The sequence below is a fragment of the Actinoplanes sp. NPDC023714 genome, assembly GCF_040639855.1.
Taxonomy (GTDB): Bacteria; Actinomycetota; Actinomycetes; order Mycobacteriales; family Micromonosporaceae; genus Actinoplanes.
Genome location: NZ_JBFAAR010000015.1, coordinates 30,997 through 47,757, shown reverse-complemented (window position 1 = coordinate 47,757; position 16,761 = coordinate 30,997). Strand labels below are relative to the sequence as shown.

The window sequence follows — 16,761 nt, the reverse complement described above, 5'->3', positions numbered from 1 at the left end:
TTTCGGCGGGTGGTCCCCGGCCGCCGTGCCGGTGTCTAGCCTGGGCCGAATGGACGTGACGGAGGCGGCGGTCCGCGCGACCGACCTGTACAAGACATACGGCAGCGGAGAGGCGCAGGTCGTCGCCCTGCGCGGGGTGGACGTCGCGCTGGAGCGCAGCCGCTTCACCGCCATCATGGGGCCCTCCGGGTCCGGCAAGTCGACGCTGATGCACTGCCTGGCCGGGCTGGACTCGGTCAGCCGCGGCGAGGTGCACATCGGTGACACCCGGGTCACCGGGCTGGGTGACGCCGGCCTGACCCGGCTGCGCCGCGACAAGGTCGGCTTCGTCTTCCAGCAGTTCAACCTGCTGCCCACGCTCACCGCCGCCGAGAACATCCTGCTGCCCCTGTCCATCGCCGGCCGCAAGCCGGACCGGCAGTGGTACGACACCGTCATCGACACGGTCGACCTGCGGGACCGCCTCGGCCACCGCCCGGCCCAGCTCTCCGGGGGACAGCAGCAGCGGGTGGCCTGCGCCCGTGCCCTGGTCGCCCGGCCCGAGGTGGTCTTCGCCGACGAGCCCACCGGCAACCTGGACAGCCGCTCCGGCGCCGAGGTCCTCGGCTTCCTGCGCCGATCGGTACGCGACCACGGCCAGACCATCGTCATGGTCACCCACGATCCGAACGCGGCGAGCTACGCCGACCGCGTCGTCTTCCTGGCCGACGGCCGGATCGTCGACGAGATGCGCGACCCCACCGCCGAGACGGTGCTCGACAGGCTCAAGGGCCTGGACAGTCCCGCCGCCGCGACGGTTCACGGTGACCGCTGATGCTGCGCGCCAGCCTGCGCGGACTGTTCTCCCGCAAGCTGCGGCTGACCCTGGCTCTGGTGGCGATCCTGCTGGGCACCGGCTTCCTGTCCGGGGCGTTCGTGCTCACCGACTCGCTCGGCGCCCGTTTCGAGCAGCTGTTCACCACCATCAACCAGAACGTGGACGTCCAGGTCGGCGCCACCGAGGACGCGGCCGGGGACGGTGAGCCGCCGCTGCTGACCCGGGAGCAGCTGGACCGGCTGCGGGTCCCCGGCGCGGCGGCGGTCCAGGGCGACGTGAGCGCTCTCGGTGTGATCCCCTTCGACGTACGCGACGGCGACCCGGTCACCACCTCCGGGGCGCCGCAGATCGGCGGCGGGGTGACCGGCGACGACCCGTTCTCCCTGGTCGGGGCCGCCGAGGGACGGTGGCCGGCACAGGCCGGCGAGACGGCGATCAGCCGCTTCACCGCCGAGCAGACGCATGCCGCCGTCGGTGACCGGCTCAAGATCTACCTGCCGCGGGTCAACGAGGCCCGGGAGTTCACGGTGGTCGGCGTCGTCACGTACAGCGGCGACCGGGACTCGCTGGCCGGCGAGACGCTCGTGCTGTTCCCGGAGGCGCAGGCCCAGCAGATCTTCTACGGCCGGACCGGGCTGTACTCCGGGGCGTTCCTCGCCGCCGAGCAGGGCGTCTCCCCGGAGGAGCTGCGCGACCGGGTGGCCCCGCTGGTGCCGGCCGAGTTCCGGGCCATGACGGGGGAGCAGGCCAACGAGGAGCAGGCGAACGCCGTCAACGAGGGCCTGTCGCAGCTCAGCAGGTACTTCTTCGGGCCGTTCGCGATCGTCGCGGTGCTGGTCGGCGTCTTCCTGATCTTCAACACGTTCAACATCGTGGTCGCGCAGCGGGCCCGCGAGCTGGCGCTGATGCGTGCCATGGGCGCGAGCTGGGCGCAGGTGGCCGGCTCGGTGCTGGTGGAGGCCGTCCTGGTCGGGCTGGTCGGCGCCACCCTGGGTCTGCTCGCCGGCATCGGCCTCGGGTACGCCGGCAGCGCCCTGCTGACCGGCCTGCTGAACGTGGATCTGCCGGGCGGTGGCGTGCGCGTCGGCGCGACACCGGTCGTCCTGGCGTACACGGTCGGTGTTCTCGTCACGGTCCTCGCGGCGCTCGTGCCCGCGGTGAAGGCGTCCAGGGTGCCGCCGCTGGCGGCGATGCGCGAGGTCGCCCGGCCGGACAAGCCGCTGCGGACGCTGTCGATCGCGGGCGCCGCGCTGGCGGTGCCGGGCGCCGCCCTGGTGGGCTTCGGTCTGACCGGCGCGGGCGACCTGACGCTGCCCGCGCTGCTGCTCGGCGTCGGGCTGATCTTCCTCGGGGTGGCGCTGCTGTCGCCGCTGCTCACCCGGCCGCTGGCCGGGCTCATCGGCCGGGTGGTCGGCTGGGGGACCAGCGGCAAGCTGGGCGTCCGCAACGCGCTGCGCAACCCCCGGCGTACGGCGGTCACCGCGGCGGCCCTGATGATCGGCGTCACCCTGGTCAGCGCGGCGAGCGTGGTCGGCGCCTCGTTCAAGACCACGATCGACCAGCAGGTCAACTCGTCGATCGGCGCGGACGTCATCGTGCAGACCAACCAGACGCAGGGCCCGCCCACCGGCGCGACCGGCTTCTCGGCGGCGGCGATGCAGCAGGTCCGCGAGCTGCCCGGGGTGGACCGGGCCCTGTCGCTGTTCGTCACCGTCGACGCCGAGATCGAGGGGCAGACCAACCAGTCGCTGGCGCTCGGCGCCGTCGACCAGGACTTTCCGGTGGCGGCCGGCATGTTCGGGATGTCGCCGGTCGACGGCGACCTCGGCGCGCTCGGCGAGGGCGAGTTCGTGACCGACGCGAACACCGCCGAGGCGCGCGGCTGGGAGGTCGGCGAGCCGGTGCCGATCGCGCTGAGCAGGGGTGGCGAGCGGCAGTACCGGCTGGCCGGCACGTTCGAGAGCACGCCGATCCTGGCCGGCACGCTGTTCCTGCCGCGCTCGGCGGTGGACGACTTCGCCGGGCCGCTGGCCAGCCAGGGCTATGTGGACCTCGCCGAGGGCGCCGACGCCACGGCCGTCACCGGCGACATCGAGCAGATCATGTCGGACTTCCCGCTGGTGACCGTCGGCGACCGGTCCAGCCTCGTCGAGCAGTTCAACTCGTTCGTCGACATCGCCCTGACGATCGTCGTCGTGCTGCTCGGCCTGGCGATCCTGATCGCCCTGCTGGGCATCCTGAACACGCTGCTGCTGAGCATCTACGAGCGGACCCGGGAGCTGGGCATGCTGCGGGCGGTCGGGCTCGGCCGGTTCGGCGTGGTGCGCATGATCGGCACCGAGTCGGTCGTGATGGCCGTGTTCGGCTGCCTGCTCGGCATCGTGGTCGGGCTGGGGCTGGGCGTCGCCCTGTCCGCCGCCCTGATCGACATCGACTTCCTCACCACGATCTCGGTGCCCTGGGTCAGCCTCGCGGTCTTCGTCCTGATCGCGGCGCTGGCCGGGGTCGTCGCCGCGCTGTGGCCGGCCTGGCGGGCGGCCCGGCTCAACGTGCTGGAGGCCATCGCGTACGAATGAGCCCGTCGGATCCGCACAACAAATCGAGACGAGGTGGCGTTTCCAGAGAGGGACACATCGACGGGGGAGGGACATGTGCGGTTCGAGGAGTTCGCGGCGGCGCGGTTGCCGGCGCTGCTGCGATACGCGGTGCTGCTGTCCGGTGATCGGGAATCGGCCGGTGATCTGGTGCAGGACGTGCTGACGAAGGCGCTGCTGAAGTGGCGGCGCATCGGTGCGCTGGACGAGCCCTACGCCTACGTGCGCACCATGCTGACCAATGAGTACCTGTCGTTCCTCCGGCGGCGCCGGGTACCGACCGTGCCGCTGGGCGGGAACGTGCCGGACACCGTCGCGGCCGCGGAGCCCGCATCGGGCCGGCCGGACGAGGAGTTGTGGCTGCTGCTCGGCGGGCTGCCCCGGCAGCAGCGGGCGGTGATCGTGCTGCGCTACTACGAGGGACTCAGCGACCCGGAGATCGCCGAGGTGCTCAAGTGCCGGCCCACCACCGTCCGCGCGTACGCGAGCCGGGCTCTGGCCGCCCTCCGCGTCGAGTTGAAACCGTCCGCCGTTCAGCCTGTAGAGGTGCGGTAATGCGTACGATCGAAGATCTTCAGCAGTCACTCGCACAGCGCGCCGGGGCCGCGCCGGACGGAACCGGCATGGTGGAGCGCGCCCGCGACGGCGCCGTCCGGATCCGGCGCCGCCGCCGGGTCCTGCAGGGCGCCGCCACCGTGGTCGCCGTGGCCGTGGCGGCCGTGACCGTGCCCTTGGCCCTGCGCCAGGACACCGCGCCGCCGGCCGCCGAGGCGCCGCCGTTCCGGGACGTGACGCAACTGTCCCTCACCACGGTGCCCGGCTCCGACTTCGTGGTTCCGTGGCGCCAGAGCGTCCCCGGCGAGGAGAGCGGTCTGGTCTCTCACCGGGCCGAGCTGACCGCCGAACGGCCGGAGGAACTGACCGTCAACCAGGGCGCCGGGTTCGAGGTCTTCGACCCGGGCGCCTACGACCCGGCGAACCTGCGCGCGGGCACACCGGTGACCGTCGCCGACCGGCAGGCGTGGTACGTGCCGGACCTGCCGATCGAGGAGGACATGACCCCGTTCGACGGCGTCTCCGCGCCGGCCGGGTCGACCGGGCCGGCGCTGGGCTGGCAGGAGACGTCCGGCGCCTGGGTCCTGCTGTTCCGGCGCCACCTGACGGCGTCGACGCGGGCAGAACTGATCGAGGTGGCGCGCAACGTACGGATCCAGGATCCGCTCCGGCAGGTCGCCGCGCCGTACCGATTCGGCTGGCTCGCCCCGGGTTTGCGGGTCGCCGGGCTGCAGGTGCGCGACCTGCGGCAGCTCAGCGGCGCCGCGACGGTGGCGTACGACTACGGCGACGACCGGCCGGCCGGCCGTCCCGCGATGATCGTCTACGCCGGCGCCGCCGCGGGCGACCGGGACTGGGAAATGATCGACAAGGAACTGACGACGCCGCGGAAGGCCGGCGGACACGACGTCTGGTACCTGGAGGAGCCGAACAGGGCGCTCGAGCCGGTCGACGGCGGCAGCATCGTGGTGGTGGACACCGGCCGCTGTCACATCCAGCTGAACATCGCCGACCGGACCCGGATCCCGAAGCAGGACGCGGTACGGATGGCCGAGGAGCTCACCGCCACCGACTGCGCCGATGTGAGCACGTGGATGCCGCTGGCCGGCTGATCCGCCGCGGTCGATCGCTCACTGACGCACCGTGCAGGAGGTCACGGCGGTCGCGCCCGGGTCGCTCTCCGACCTGAGCTCGACCGCCACCTTCGACGCGCCCTTGACGTAGACCTCGACCGCGGCCGGCTGCCGGCCTGCCACCCCGACGACCGCCCGGGGCAGCACCGCCCCGGGCGCGGAGATCCGGAAGACGTCGGCGTCCCGGCCGGTGTTGCGGATCGGGATCGTGCACCGCGCCCAGCCGGACGGCCCGCGGCGGGCGGTGGCCGGCGACGCCTTCACGCCGCGGGCGGACGGCCCGGCCCCGTCGAGGGAGCGGACCGCTACCTCGTACGAAAGAACGCCCTTCCGGTCCCGCTCGCGGTTCAGAACGTAGAAGTGCAGCCGGTTCGCCGTGTCCGCGTACTCGAAGAGGCTGCCCGATCCGGTGCCGGCGTGGAACAGCGCGTCGGAGAGCTGCCGGTAGTCCCCGATCGTCATCTTCTGCGGCGTGCCGTCCGGCAGCACGAAGTCCACCTTGTCGATGTCCTGCGGGTTGGCGTCGACGGTCCAGATGAACGGCGCGGCGTCCGCGTTCTTCGTCTTGGCCAGCAGCACGCCGGAGTCCGGGGTGAACGAGTCGAAGCCCATCCGGTCGACGACCTCGAGGGTGTAGTTGTCGTATCCGCCGCCGTCGCAGTACGGATCCGTCGCGGTGTCGCAGGCGGGGCTGCGGTCGCCGCCGTCCAGGGTGACGTTGATGCCGGCCAGCCCGCGACGGCCGGGATCGACCGCGCGCGCCGTCACCCGGGTCACCACGACGCCGGACTCGGCCAGGGCCGCGCGGGAGAGCTTCAGCACCGCGTCGTCGTCGACGATGCCGAGCTTCATCTTGTTGCGCAGCATGTGCTGGGCGCCCATCGACGCGCCCGCGGTCGCCGGGATCAGCCACCGGCTGTGCGGTCCGCCGGGGCCGTTGAAGGTGCCGCGGCTCAGCATCTCCCACGGTCCGCTGTAGTCGCGGCGGGCCGGTACGGAGTACGGGTTGTTGTAGTTGTCGCCGATGCCGAGGATGTGGCTGAACTCGTGCGCGTACGTCGACATGCCCGAGCTCTCCGCCTGCAGTGAGCTGCCCTGGGTGGCGTTCGGCCAGATGTTCGCCGAGGCCTGCCAGGAGGTCCACTCGACGTACCGGGTCGCGTTCCAGTTCGGCAGCGCCGGGTCCGGCGGGCCGAACTCGTCGCTCACGTCCTCCTTGGTGGTGAACTTCATCGGGCCGAACTCCTGCCAGGTGGCCGATTCGTCCTGGCCGGCCGAGAGGAAGAAGACGAAATCGTACGAGGCCGCCTCCTGCTCGCCGACCGCGGCGATCCAGGCGGCGCGCGGGTCACGCCCGCAGACGTCGCCGGCCGGGCAACCCTGGCCGCGCTGCATGGAGTTCTCGATGCCGTACTCGTGGCTCGCGTGCGGCATCCGGTACACGCCGAACGCGCTCAGATCGATGCCGAAGCGCCCGTTCGAGTCCTCCATCCAGTACTCGTGGATGGTGTGGCCGCGGTTGAGCGTCCCCGGTTTGTTCAGGAAGTCGCGATAGAACGCCGGAACTTCAGAACGATCAAGATTCTGTACGCCGGAAGGATTCCCGTAGATCGTCGAGTTCGCCGGTTGGGTGACGACGAACGGCTGGTTCGCGTAGTCCACCAGCACCAGCGCCCCGTTGAAGGTGCGTTCCGAGCCGCGCACCGCCGGGTCGGCCCAGTCGGTGCCCGGCACGGGCCGGTAGTCGTCCCAGGTCATCGTGTCCGGTAGTTCGTACCGCTGCGGGTCGATCGGCTGCGGCGCGCCGGCCGGGCCGCCGAGGGTGGCCGCCTCGTCGACCTGCCAGGGCTGGGTCTGCGGCCAGTGGCGCATGCGCCACGGCGTGTCCGGATCCCCGGCCGGTGGCGCCGCCGCCGCCGGCAGCGCGTTGAGGGCGCCGGCCACCACGAGGGCCGCCACCGACAGTGCCGAGAACAACCGTCGCCCTGTCGTCATGGCGCCATCCTGGCAAACTTATCGACAGCAATCAATCGACGATCCTTGGAGGTCGGATGAGTCCACGGAGAAGGGCAGCTGTCGCCGCCGGCGCGCTGATCCTGGTCGGCGCTCTCGGGGTGGGTGGCCCGGCGGACGCCGCCGCTGTCTCCCCACCGGGCGTCACCCACGAGGAGAACCCCCGCGTGCCCGAGGGCGCGGTGTGGACGGAAGCCTACTTCCCGTCCGCCGACGGCAGCGGCGTCGAGCTCCACGCCGACGTGCTGCGGCCGGCCCACCTGCCGTCCCACGCCCGGACGCCGGTGATCCTCGCCGTCGGCTCGTACTTCAGCCACGCGGGCCAGACCGGGCCGGAGGGATGGGAACAGACCGGCCCGTCCAACCGGTTCGCGGACTTCACCAGCGGCACCGGCCTCTTCGCCCGGGGCTACACCTACGTCATGGTCGACCTGCGCGGCTTCGGCGGGAGCACCGGCTGCCTCGACTGGGTGGGGCCGGGCGAGCAGGCCGACGTCAAGGCCGCGATCCAGTGGGCGGCGAGCCGGCCGTGGTCCACCGGCAAGGTGGGCATGTACGGCAAGTCGTACGACGCCGTCACCGGGCTCGTCGGCAACAATCTGCGCCTGCCGGCCCTGAAGGCGGTCGTGGCCCAGGAGCCGGTGTGGGACATGTACAACTACCTGTTCAGCAACGGGGTTCCCCGCCCCAACGTGACCGGCACCCCGAACGCCTACAACAGCATCGCCACGATGCCGCAGCTCCCCGACGACACCGCCCGCTACCGGGCCAACGCGGCGTACGAGCAGAGCCACCCCGAATGCCTCTCCGACAACCTCACCAACAACAACAATCCCGATGCCGGCTCGCCCTACTGGCGCGCCCGCAACCTGGCGGCCCAGGCCAGGGGCACGAACACCCCGCTCTTCGTCACGCAGGGCTTCATCGAGAACAACACCAAGCCCGAGGACATGGAGGAGTTCCTGGACAACCACCACGGCGTCGAGCGCGGCTGGCTGGGGCAGTGGGAGCACGTCCGCGGCAACGAGACCAACGATCAGGGTCAGCTGCTCATGGGCCGCGCCGGATTCTTCGACGAGGTCATGCGCTTCTACGACCGCTACCTGCGGGGCGCCCGGCCGGCGGTGCACGACCCGGCGTACGCCATCGAGGACAACACCGGAGCGTGGCGCGCCCAGCCGACGTGGCCGACGCCGTCCTCGGTCACCAGCGCACCCCTGGCCGACGGGCAGTACGTCGACGACGGCGTTCCCTCGGCACTGGCCGCGCCCGCCGGTCAGGAGTGGGACATGGAGCACTACACGGATCCCGCTCCGCCCGCCTTGAAGAGCCTGGCGCCGGAACCCAGCTATTTCACCTGGTCGACACCGGTCGCATCGCGGCTGCGGATCACCGCCACCCCGCGGATCACGTTGCACGCGAGCGCGCCGGGCAACGTCATGGTGCGGCTGTGGGACGTCGCCCCGGACGGGACCGGCGTGATGTTCGACGAGAACGTGGCGCTGATCGAACGGGCGGGCCGCGTCGCGTTCGACCTGAAATCCACCGACTGGACCCTCGAGGCGGGCCACCAGCTGGGTGTGCAGATCGGGACCATCGGCAGCGGCAGCTGGCGCGACACCCCGAGCGGCAACACGATCGCGATCACCCGCGCGCGGCTCAAGCTCGCGCTGCAGAACCCGCGGCTCGACGTGCCGACTCAGGGTGACCGGTCGCCGTTCCTCGACACCTACCTGAGGCAGTACACCCGCACCCTCACCGACGTCGGCGAGGGAACCTTCACGCTCGCCCTGCGCCACCGCCCCTGACGACCCACCATCCGTGACCTGCCCGGCCGCTCGATCGGCCGGGCAGGTAGCCAACAAGATCGCGCCACGGGTGACCCTGACCTCGTCCTGGTGCTGCGTACGGCTTCAACGTGCTGCTCGGCGAGCACAAGACGTCCACCCGCGACGAGGTCCGCTCCGGCGAGTCGGTGGAGGAGACGGCGGGCGCATCCGCGAGGCCGGCAACGTAGACCTTGGACGCAGGCCGGGACCTGGCAGCAATCGGAGGGCGAGTCCGCCTTACTGAGCCTGGTCGGGACTGCGCGACGTCTTGGACTGTGTGGGCAGGTGGAGGTCCGTCCAGAGGGCTCGGGCATGCCCGCCGGACGCGGTCTGCGGGCGCCCATCTGTGATTGCGGACGTGGATCCCGCAGCATGGACGGCTGGTCAAGGCTCCAAAGTGCTAATCATTACTGGTCTCGGCACGCAGACGTGTCAGGACCGGTGTTGAGTCTCGTAGACGGAGCAATCAGGGAGTAGTGACCATGAGTACCTGGGACGCCGAGAACCGTCAGGGTGCCGCTACGAGCACTGCCCGGCAGCAGACGCGGGGTCATGAATCGCCGTCGCTGCTACTGGTCGTACAGGTTCGGTCAGCAGCGACACTGATCATTAAAACCCGTGACTACTCTCCGCGTCTGTGCAGCAGCGACGACGTGTTGGCTGAGCGCCTACAGCTCGGGGCGTTCAGTCTCGTCAACCAGGGCGGTCTCTGCGATGTCGGCCAGGCAGCCCTGGCGGGCCAGATACCAGCGGCGGACCCCTTGCCGCGCCCCGGAGGGCTTGCCCGTGATCTGCGACGTCATATGTTGGACCAGGCCGTCCGGTGAGTACTGCTCGCGGTCGAATTCCCAGATCAGCGGCTTGGCTCGATCGTTCGTCCAGGTGGCACGCCCGCGCCGTGGTTCCTGAGCGAGCCATGACGCGAATTTGCTTCTCTGCGGCGCTGTCCCTGGCCTAAATTCAAGAATCGTTCCTTCTGCGATCAGGGAGCGGTCCACGATCACGGCGACGGCGTTGATCCTAGGCTCAGTACGGGCTGCTCGATAGTCGACCGCCAGTTCGGGTACTGGCAGCGCCTGGCGGCACTCTCGCGTGATCCTGTCGGCCAGGGCTGTCGCGCGTTCCTTGTTCTTGAACAACGTGTGCACTGGCGTCCGGCGATATAGCTCGTCGATTGCGGCCACGAGGCGAAGGAATACCTCATTTGCCAGGCCAGGCACAGTCTTCATGACGTCGTCCCAGTTCCGCTCGGCATCGCTGAGCGTCCGTTGCCCGATAATGCGGGCCAGGATGTGTGTAACCAGCAGGTCGCCTTGCATCAATACCTGCGCGGCCCGGCCTGACAGTTCTCCACGAAGCCCGTCCCGAAGTTCACCGCAAGCCCGCAGTAGTAGGACGGACCGCCAGGTCCGATGGACGTCGGTATCGGGGTTGAATAGTATGGAGTAGGCGCCTTGTTCGCCGGTCTCGAAGAGTACCTCGCTGCCATTTCGCGCGCGTACGGCGTATTCTGCGCTTCGGTGTGTGCAGGCGAGCGCGATGGCCGCTTCCATGAGGGTGCAACCCGAGGCGGGAGCGGGGTCGATGTCGCCACGCTTGATCGCATACGTCATATCCAGGAAGACGGAGAACTCATCGCGTAGCCGGATCTGCGTTGCATCCATGGAGAAATGGTCACGCAGTTTCATGGCATTTTGCGTGTTGGTTGCTTGGGTCACTTGATAAGCGAACCCGTCCGGGCAGTCCTCGAGGGATATGAGCTTCACCCAGACTCGGGCATTGCTGGCAACCTCCGGATTCAACTGCATGGCCTCGTGCATGCACGCGACCGTCTGTGCGCCGTTGACTACAGTCGCGCCGCGAAGAGTTAGATCGAACGGCGTTCCATGTCCTCCGGCCCACTTCGCGCTCTTCTGGATCGAGTCGCACAACACTGTTATGCCGTTATTGAAATAAAGAAAATGCTGCGGTTCATTTAAAACCGTGCGGATTAGTTCTTTGTTGACATTCGTCACGCCGAGTGATTTGCGAATGTTGTGCTCGAAGAGCCGTTGCCCGTGTCTCCGATGCCATCCGGACACGACCTCCGCGCCGAGAGTGCCTTGGTAGGCCATGTATGGCTGGGCGACAAAACTGGGGTTGTCGAGTCTCACGGCAAGATCGATGCGCGGCTCGTCGCCGCCTGCTCGGGCGATGTCGTAGAACTCCGGTAGTCCGACAACCTCTAGGGACACCATCTCCTCGGCATCTGCCTGGTTGTATCCGGACAATATCCGATCAAATGCGTCCTGCACACGCCGGGATAGCAGACTCGACCCCATCTGAGCCACGACTAGTGTGATCTTCACGCCCGCTGTATCGATTGCTGCGTTGACCTCGCCGGCTAGTGGTTGGAATTTGCTGTTGAACTTCTCGAACTCGCCGTTGACCAGGCAATCGAGTCCTATGCGCATTTTGCCGGGGTCGCCGAGCGCGAGGGCTGCCCGTCCTTCATCGCTCCACTTGGCTTGAACGAGCCAAACCTGTGGCGGGTCACCTTCCGCCAGAATTGCGTCGATTCCATTGTCGTCAAATCCGTCGATCACTGATCTAGCGGCGCGTTTTACGTCGACGCCGGCAAGATGCTGGATTGCCTGAGCCGCCAAGGCGCGGGAAAGGAATGACTGCTGCCGGTCTTTCTCGGGCCGGTTGGAGAGGTCGTCGAGGTCGATCAGGCCGGTGAATCGCTTCATCAACACTTGCCGAACGTGACGCACATGAATCTTGTTCACCTGGGGACCCCCTTCTCGGGGACACGTTATACGAATGTCTTCCGAGCCGCGATATCGGAGAAGGGTATCGTGGCGAGATTGCCTCTTTCGTCCATGTTCCAGTGTTTTGCGTAACTGCGTGATAACTGAATCTTGTTCGATCTAGACCGATGCTTGATTTGATATTTGGATGGCGGTTACGGTGCACACCGTGGGAAGTCAAGAGATCGCCGTCAGAGTGCTTCCAGGAGAGCTTCCGCAGCGTGGAATAGTCGTCCAGCGCGGTAAATCAGCTGCTTCATCTATCGCGGTGCGCTGGGATGGCGGCAGCGAGGAACGAATCAGACCAAGCGACCAGACCGTCGGCTATGCCAGTGACGACACGGTATGTGCGCAGTGGCTCTTGGATCCTGGTTCCGTCGTCGAGGTGTTCGACTCCGATCCAGTCCATGTGTTCACCGAGTTCATCCGTGACAGCCGCAAAATCACCAAGATGATGTTGCTCAGGCGCGTCGTCGTAGCTGGTGTATCTGAGGGCCACGCCGCCACCAGCTATGCGGCATCGAGGGCGGCGCTTCGCGCTGATCCACACATCCAGATCCGCAGTGACAGCCATACGTGGAGCGACGTGCCGATCGATCGATATGTGGGCTTGCGCAGCCTTCCTCCGCATGAAGCGTTGGATCGGCTTACTGGAGCTAGGGGCCTCCGGGCGCCTCAGCGTGCTGCTCTTGCCGACGCCGTGCGAGCGGGATTGCCGCCACGCGAGTGAGTAGGACCGGCATGCTCTCTCGGGCTGTCGCGACCGGAGACGTCAAGCGGCGGGTGCGCTGCCGAACGCCCGGAAGAAACCGGCCGTTTGAAGTAGATCGTCCCCTGAAGCTGCGTCGGTCGGAGCGGCTTGCTCCCGGCACTAGATCACGGTAGTTACCGCCGACAATGGACAGGCGGCCGAAGCACTGGGCCGCCCTGAGTCACGACCAGCGAGCCGGTGCAGACCCTTGACGCCGGCCGGGACATCGCGACGGTCGGCAAGGGCGAGACCATTTCCTCAAGCTCGTCGACGCCGTCGGCGGTCCACCGGCGTCACCGGCTTGGTCTACCGCGACGTGGTGGGCGGGATCGTCAAGACTGGACGCCCGAAGAGTCGGCCTCGACGATCTCAGCGCCCTCGAGAATCGCGCGGGATATTTGTCGGTGCTCGTAGCAACCGGAACTACTACAGATCAGGCCGGGAAATCGCATGTTCGTAGCCGGCTCTTGCCGCAGCTGAAGCGAGCCCTAAGGGTTCGAGCGGGTCAGGCGCCGCCAGATCCAGCTCGACGGCACACGCTGACCGTACAAGACGTATCGGCTCACCGAATCGATGGTCAGCGTGTCCGTCAGCGCCCGCTGTTCCGGCGGCTGCCCGGCGAGCAGGAGCTGGTCGCCGGCCTGCAGCACGTGGTCGTCGGCGGGCCCGAGCGTCACCTGTCCGTCCCGCAGGATCAGCAGCGGGACGATGTCGAGGCGCTGCTCCCGGTCAACGGGACGGCGCAGGAGATCGCCGAGTGTCGCCCGCCCCTCGCGTAGCCGGCGGGCGAGTGCCGGGGTCTCGCTCGCGTCCAGCGTCGTGCGCCACAGCCCGGGCAGACGGCGCCCGCAGTGCCGCTGCAGGCGCTCCACCATGGTCCGGGCCCATTCGTCGCCGAGGGCCGGCATCTCCCGCAGGAAGCGCCACAGCAGAGGGGTGCTCAGCTGCGCGTAGATCTCGTGCGCGACCACCTCGGCCGGCACCAGCAGGGAGTCGATCCGCATGGCGGCGAACAGCGGCGCCGTCTCCGGCCGGTTCTGCCGGGACGCGACGAACAGGCCGGGGTTGATGTGGCGGGCGGCGGCGACCAGCGACAGGTTGGTGGTGTCGTTGTCCGTGCCGGCCACGAAGCCGACAGCGTGCGCCAGGTCGGCGGCGGCCATGACCTGTGGCTCGGACCCGTCGCCGGGGATGACCCACGGCTCGGCGCAGGCGACAGCCTGGATGTCGATCGCGGTGACGGTGAGGCCCTCGGCGTGCAGGTCCTCGGTGAGCTCCCGGCCGAACCGGCCGTAGCCGCACAGCACCCAGCGCCCGGCCCGCGGCGGCTGGGCCCGCTCCGGCAGTGCGGCGCCCGGCCCGCTCTCCAGCCACGCCATCAACTGGTACGACGCCGGCGCGCGCAGGGCGAGCCGTAGATGATCTCCGTACCGGTCGAACGGGTTGACCACCGTGGGTGAACCGAACGCGGCCATCCGGTGCTCGACGGCCGGCGACACCGTGCGGGCGATCACCGGCAGGTCCGGGCGCACCAGAGCGGCCGTCATCGTGACCGCCAGGTTCACCTCGTCGTCGTCGGTCAGGGCCAGCACCCCTTCGCAGTACGGGTGGCCGAGCCCGGCGTGCTCCATCGTCTGCGGGTTGCGGGCGTCACCGGCCAGCCCCGGCACGTCGGAGCGGTAGGCGTCGATGTCGAGCGCGTCCACCCGTTCCGCGTCGGTGTCGATCACCACGAGCCGGCGACCGAGCGCGTCGAGTTCGCGGCCCAGCAGCCGGCCGGTCTGCCCGTACCCGGCGATCAGCAGGAAAGGCTCGCGGAGCCGGGCGACCGTACGCGTGAAACGCTGCAGCGCGAGCGCCTGCCGGAACGCGCGGTCCTGCAGCAGCGTCAGCAGCGAGCCGATCGCGTAGGCCCATCCGATGACGGTGAGATAGATGGCCGCCGTCACCCACAGTCGCTGGGCGCCGGTGAACGCGTGCGGGATCTCGCCGTACCCGATGGTCGTGGCCGTGTAGCTCATGAAGTAGAACGCGTCGAAGAACCCCATCCGGGTCGGCTGCCCGGCGTCGTCACGACCCGGAATCAGCGTCAGGCCCAGAACGCTGACCGCGAAGATGCTGATCAGAACGATCAGCGGTGCCCGCATCCGGCGCAGGATCAGGAAAACGGTGGGCGGACCCTGCACGGCGACGGCGATCCGCGTCCAGCGGCGCGCCTCGCGGGGCCGCTGCTCGTCGCGGCCGGGCCGCCACCACCGTCGTGATCCGGGCACGGCTGCCGCTCAGCGCCGCTGGAAGGAGACGGTCTCGATGACCAGCAGGACAACCGAGACGATGTTGGCCAGCAGGGCGCCGCCGGACAGCGACACCACGGCGGCCATCGACTCGCCGTCCAGGCCGTCCGCCGAAACCTGTGTCGCCCAGGTCCAGGCCAGGGTGGCCGCGATCAGCTGCAGGTCGGCGACCAGGCTGGTGGCCAGGTGCACGGCGCCGATCTGGGTGCGGTCGCCGAACTTCAGCACGGTCGCGATCAGGTTCACCACGACGGCGGCGAACAGTTCGTACTCGTTGTGCAGCTTCGGATCGGCGAGGTCACCGATGAAGAAGCCGAAGTTCAGCGTCGCCGCGAGCAGCACGAAGAACCCGAAGATCACCTTTTCCAGACTCATCGGCACCCCCTGCCGGTCAGTGTGCCGCATCACCCCGGCAAAATCGCAGGATGAACGGCCTGGGTGCGGGTGCGGAGCGCCTTCAGGCTGCGTCCTGGTGATCGGTCGCGGCCTGCGGCAGTGCGGAACCCCGCTCCGGGATCACATCGGCCCGAGCCGGGTCGACGCGCCACAGCGAGCCGTCCGCCGCGCCCTGCGCGGTGGCGATCATGGAAACGAACGCGGTGCGTATCTGGAAATCGGTCTGTGCCGCGGGCAGGGCGGAGAGTTCCACCAGCAGCGACGCGCTGCCGAGGATCCCGTACGCGTTGCGCGCGATGCCCTCGTAGTCACCGCCCGGATAGCGGGTCACGTTGGCGCGGGCCAGCAGCGTCATCGCGTCGTAGTTCCGCACCGCCAGCTGCCGGCCCGAGGTGACCGCCGGGTCCTCGGCCAGCGGGCTGGTCGGCCAGAGGATCGACGCGGTCGTCTCCTGGCCGTCGGGCTGCAGGTAGCGGCCCTGCATGTGATAGTCGACGACGATCCGCGGGTGGGTGGCGTGCCAGTGTCGCAGGATGGCGCGGGACTCGGGCACGGGGTTGTCCGCGATCGGGGTGAGCGGGTTGTGGAAGCGGTTGATGTCGTAGCCGACGCCGGGCTCCGCGTAGTCGCCGGTGGCGCTCGGGTCGTGGTTGTAGCGCTGGTCGCGTACCGCGCCGTCGGGGTTGGCCTGCACCACCACGTCGATCGTCACCCGGCCGCGCAGCCAGCGGTGCCAGGCGGTGTCGGGTACGCCGAGCGCCCACAGGGCGCGGACCGCGGCGGGGGTGCCGAGCGGCTCGTCACCGTGCTGCTGGGTCACGTAGAGCAGCCGGGTGCGTCCATGCCCGACCGAGGCGAGCCGCAAGGCCCGGCCATCGTTGCTGCGCCCGATGACGCCCAGCCGGACCCGGCCGTCGCTGTCGCGGGCGATCCGGGCGAGCGCGCGGCGTACGTCGTCGGGGCTGGGCTGAGCCGGGATGAGCCGGGCCGGCGCCAGCGCCGAGAGCTGCGCGGCGGAGGGTGCCGCGAGCTGCTCCGCGGCGGGCGCGGACTGCCCGGTCGAAGAGGGGAGCCGGTCGGATGATGCCGGACCCGCTTGGGCCGGGGTGGCGGCCAGCGCGGTGCCGATCAGAGCGGCCAGAGCTGTGGCGAAGATCCTCATCGGTTCCCCTTCATCGAGATGCGCCGATATATGACGTTCACCCTACGGTCGTCCGCACCCGGCGGCCAGGGCTCCCTGGCTGGACGTGAGCACCCGCGGGCGGGCGATGCCGGGAGAACGTCACTACGGAAAGCCGTCGCCGTAGTCGACGACCTCGTCGGCCGGCACGGGCGACGGCCATCCGGATGCAGGCCCCAGGGCGAGGGTGGCGTGGAGCTGAGCCAGGGCGATCGTGACGGTCAGCCGCCGGTCGGCGAAGGCGTCCACCGGCATTTCACCTTCGACGATGGTCCGATACAGGCCGTCGGCGGCCTCAGTGAGTTCCTTGGCGCGAGCGCGATGCTGGTCGGGTGTCATGGCAGTGATGGTCGCCAATCGGTGCGTCGGTGGTCCACCCCCGAGCGCCCGCGACGGCGTGAGCAGTG

General features: G+C 69.2%; 12 protein-coding genes. 6 read left to right on the top strand and 6 right to left on the bottom strand.

Going from position 1 to position 16,761, the window contains the following annotated elements:
• Positions 1 to 49: 49 nt before the first annotated feature.
• From AB0G10_RS40235 to AB0G10_RS40220, 4 genes are all read left to right on the top strand, one after another.
• Positions 50 to 814, top strand: coding sequence for an ABC transporter ATP-binding protein (locus AB0G10_RS40235; protein ID WP_360934753.1), 765 nt, complete (start codon positions 50 to 52; stop codon positions 812 to 814).
• Positions 814 to 3,393, top strand: a complete 2,580-nt coding sequence (locus tag AB0G10_RS40230) for an FtsX-like permease family protein (protein ID WP_360934750.1) — start codon at positions 814 to 816, stop codon at positions 3,391 to 3,393. The genes AB0G10_RS40235 and AB0G10_RS40230 overlap by 1 nt, the downstream gene beginning before the upstream one ends.
• A 75-nt stretch (positions 3,394 to 3,468) precedes the next feature.
• Positions 3,469 to 3,966: a SigE family RNA polymerase sigma factor gene (locus tag AB0G10_RS40225; RefSeq protein WP_360934747.1), complete on the top strand. Its 498-nt coding sequence runs from the start codon at positions 3,469 to 3,471 to the stop codon at positions 3,964 to 3,966.
• Complete coding sequence (locus AB0G10_RS40220) at positions 3,966 to 5,078, top strand: hypothetical protein (protein ID WP_360934744.1); 1,113 nt, start codon at positions 3,966 to 3,968, stop codon at positions 5,076 to 5,078. The genes AB0G10_RS40225 and AB0G10_RS40220 overlap by 1 nt, the downstream gene beginning before the upstream one ends.
• An 18-nt stretch (positions 5,079 to 5,096) precedes the next feature.
• Here AB0G10_RS40220 and AB0G10_RS40215 read toward each other — a convergent pair whose 3' ends face one another.
• Positions 5,097 to 7,094: a M6 family metalloprotease domain-containing protein gene (locus AB0G10_RS40215; RefSeq protein ID WP_360934741.1), complete on the bottom strand. Its 1,998-nt coding sequence runs from the start codon at positions 7,092 to 7,094 to the stop codon at positions 5,097 to 5,099.
• A 56-nt stretch (positions 7,095 to 7,150) separates the two neighbouring features.
• Between AB0G10_RS40215 and AB0G10_RS40210 the strand changes: the two genes are divergently transcribed.
• The gene (locus tag AB0G10_RS40210; protein WP_360934739.1) at positions 7,151 to 8,920 is read left to right on the top strand and encodes a CocE/NonD family hydrolase; all 1,770 of its coding nucleotides are present in this window, start codon (positions 7,151 to 7,153) and stop codon (positions 8,918 to 8,920) included.
• 689 nt (positions 8,921 to 9,609) lie between these two features.
• Here the strand turns inward: AB0G10_RS40210 and AB0G10_RS40205 are convergent.
• A complete protein-coding gene (locus AB0G10_RS40205; RefSeq protein WP_360934736.1) occupies positions 9,610 to 11,712 on the bottom strand; it encodes an AIPR family protein in 2,103 nt (700 codons plus the stop codon).
• A gap of 169 nt (positions 11,713 to 11,881) precedes the next feature.
• Between AB0G10_RS40205 and AB0G10_RS40200 the strand changes: the two genes are divergently transcribed.
• Complete coding sequence (locus AB0G10_RS40200; RefSeq protein ID WP_360934733.1) at positions 11,882 to 12,463, top strand: hypothetical protein; 582 nt, start codon at positions 11,882 to 11,884, stop codon at positions 12,461 to 12,463.
• A gap of 509 nt (positions 12,464 to 12,972) precedes the next feature.
• Here the strand turns inward: AB0G10_RS40200 and AB0G10_RS40195 are convergent.
• The 4 genes from AB0G10_RS40195 to AB0G10_RS40180 all read right to left on the bottom strand — a co-directional run bounded on the left by AB0G10_RS40195 (position 12,973) and on the right by AB0G10_RS40180 (position 16,693).
• Positions 12,973 to 14,757, bottom strand: coding sequence for an NAD-binding protein (locus AB0G10_RS40195; protein WP_360934730.1), 1,785 nt, complete (start codon positions 14,755 to 14,757; stop codon positions 12,973 to 12,975).
• 9 nt (positions 14,758 to 14,766) lie between these two features.
• Complete coding sequence (locus tag AB0G10_RS40190; RefSeq protein ID WP_360934727.1) at positions 14,767 to 15,153, bottom strand: DUF6394 family protein; 387 nt, start codon at positions 15,151 to 15,153, stop codon at positions 14,767 to 14,769.
• Between the two features lie 82 nt (positions 15,154 to 15,235).
• A complete protein-coding gene (locus AB0G10_RS40185) occupies positions 15,236 to 16,336 on the bottom strand; it encodes a M14 family zinc carboxypeptidase (RefSeq protein WP_360934724.1) in 1,101 nt (366 codons plus the stop codon).
• 123 nt (positions 16,337 to 16,459) lie between these two features.
• Positions 16,460 to 16,693 carry a hypothetical protein gene (locus AB0G10_RS40180; protein WP_360934721.1) on the bottom strand — a complete coding sequence of 78 codons (234 nt, stop codon included), beginning with the start codon at positions 16,691 to 16,693 and terminating at the stop codon, positions 16,460 to 16,462.
• Between the last annotated feature and the right edge of the window lie 68 nt (positions 16,694 to 16,761).

Coding starts and splice junctions, on each gene's coding strand:
- AB0G10_RS40180 (WP_360934721.1), bottom strand. CDS start 16,693: ATGACACCCGACCAGCATCGCGCTCGCGCCAAGGAACTCACTGAGGCC.
- AB0G10_RS40215 (WP_360934741.1), bottom strand. CDS start 7,094: ATGACGACAGGGCGACGGTTGTTCTCGGCACTGTCGGTGGCGGCCCTC.
- AB0G10_RS40235 (WP_360934753.1), top strand. CDS start 50: ATGGACGTGACGGAGGCGGCGGTCCGCGCGACCGACCTGTACAAGACA.
- AB0G10_RS40190 (WP_360934727.1), bottom strand. CDS start 15,153: ATGAGTCTGGAAAAGGTGATCTTCGGGTTCTTCGTGCTGCTCGCGGCG.
- AB0G10_RS40220 (WP_360934744.1), top strand. CDS start 3,966: ATGCGTACGATCGAAGATCTTCAGCAGTCACTCGCACAGCGCGCCGGG.
- AB0G10_RS40200 (WP_360934733.1), top strand. CDS start 11,882: ATGGCGGTTACGGTGCACACCGTGGGAAGTCAAGAGATCGCCGTCAGA.
- AB0G10_RS40210 (WP_360934739.1), top strand. CDS start 7,151: ATGAGTCCACGGAGAAGGGCAGCTGTCGCCGCCGGCGCGCTGATCCTG.
- AB0G10_RS40230 (WP_360934750.1), top strand. CDS start 814: ATGCTGCGCGCCAGCCTGCGCGGACTGTTCTCCCGCAAGCTGCGGCTG.
- AB0G10_RS40185 (WP_360934724.1), bottom strand. CDS start 16,336: ATGAGGATCTTCGCCACAGCTCTGGCCGCTCTGATCGGCACCGCGCTG.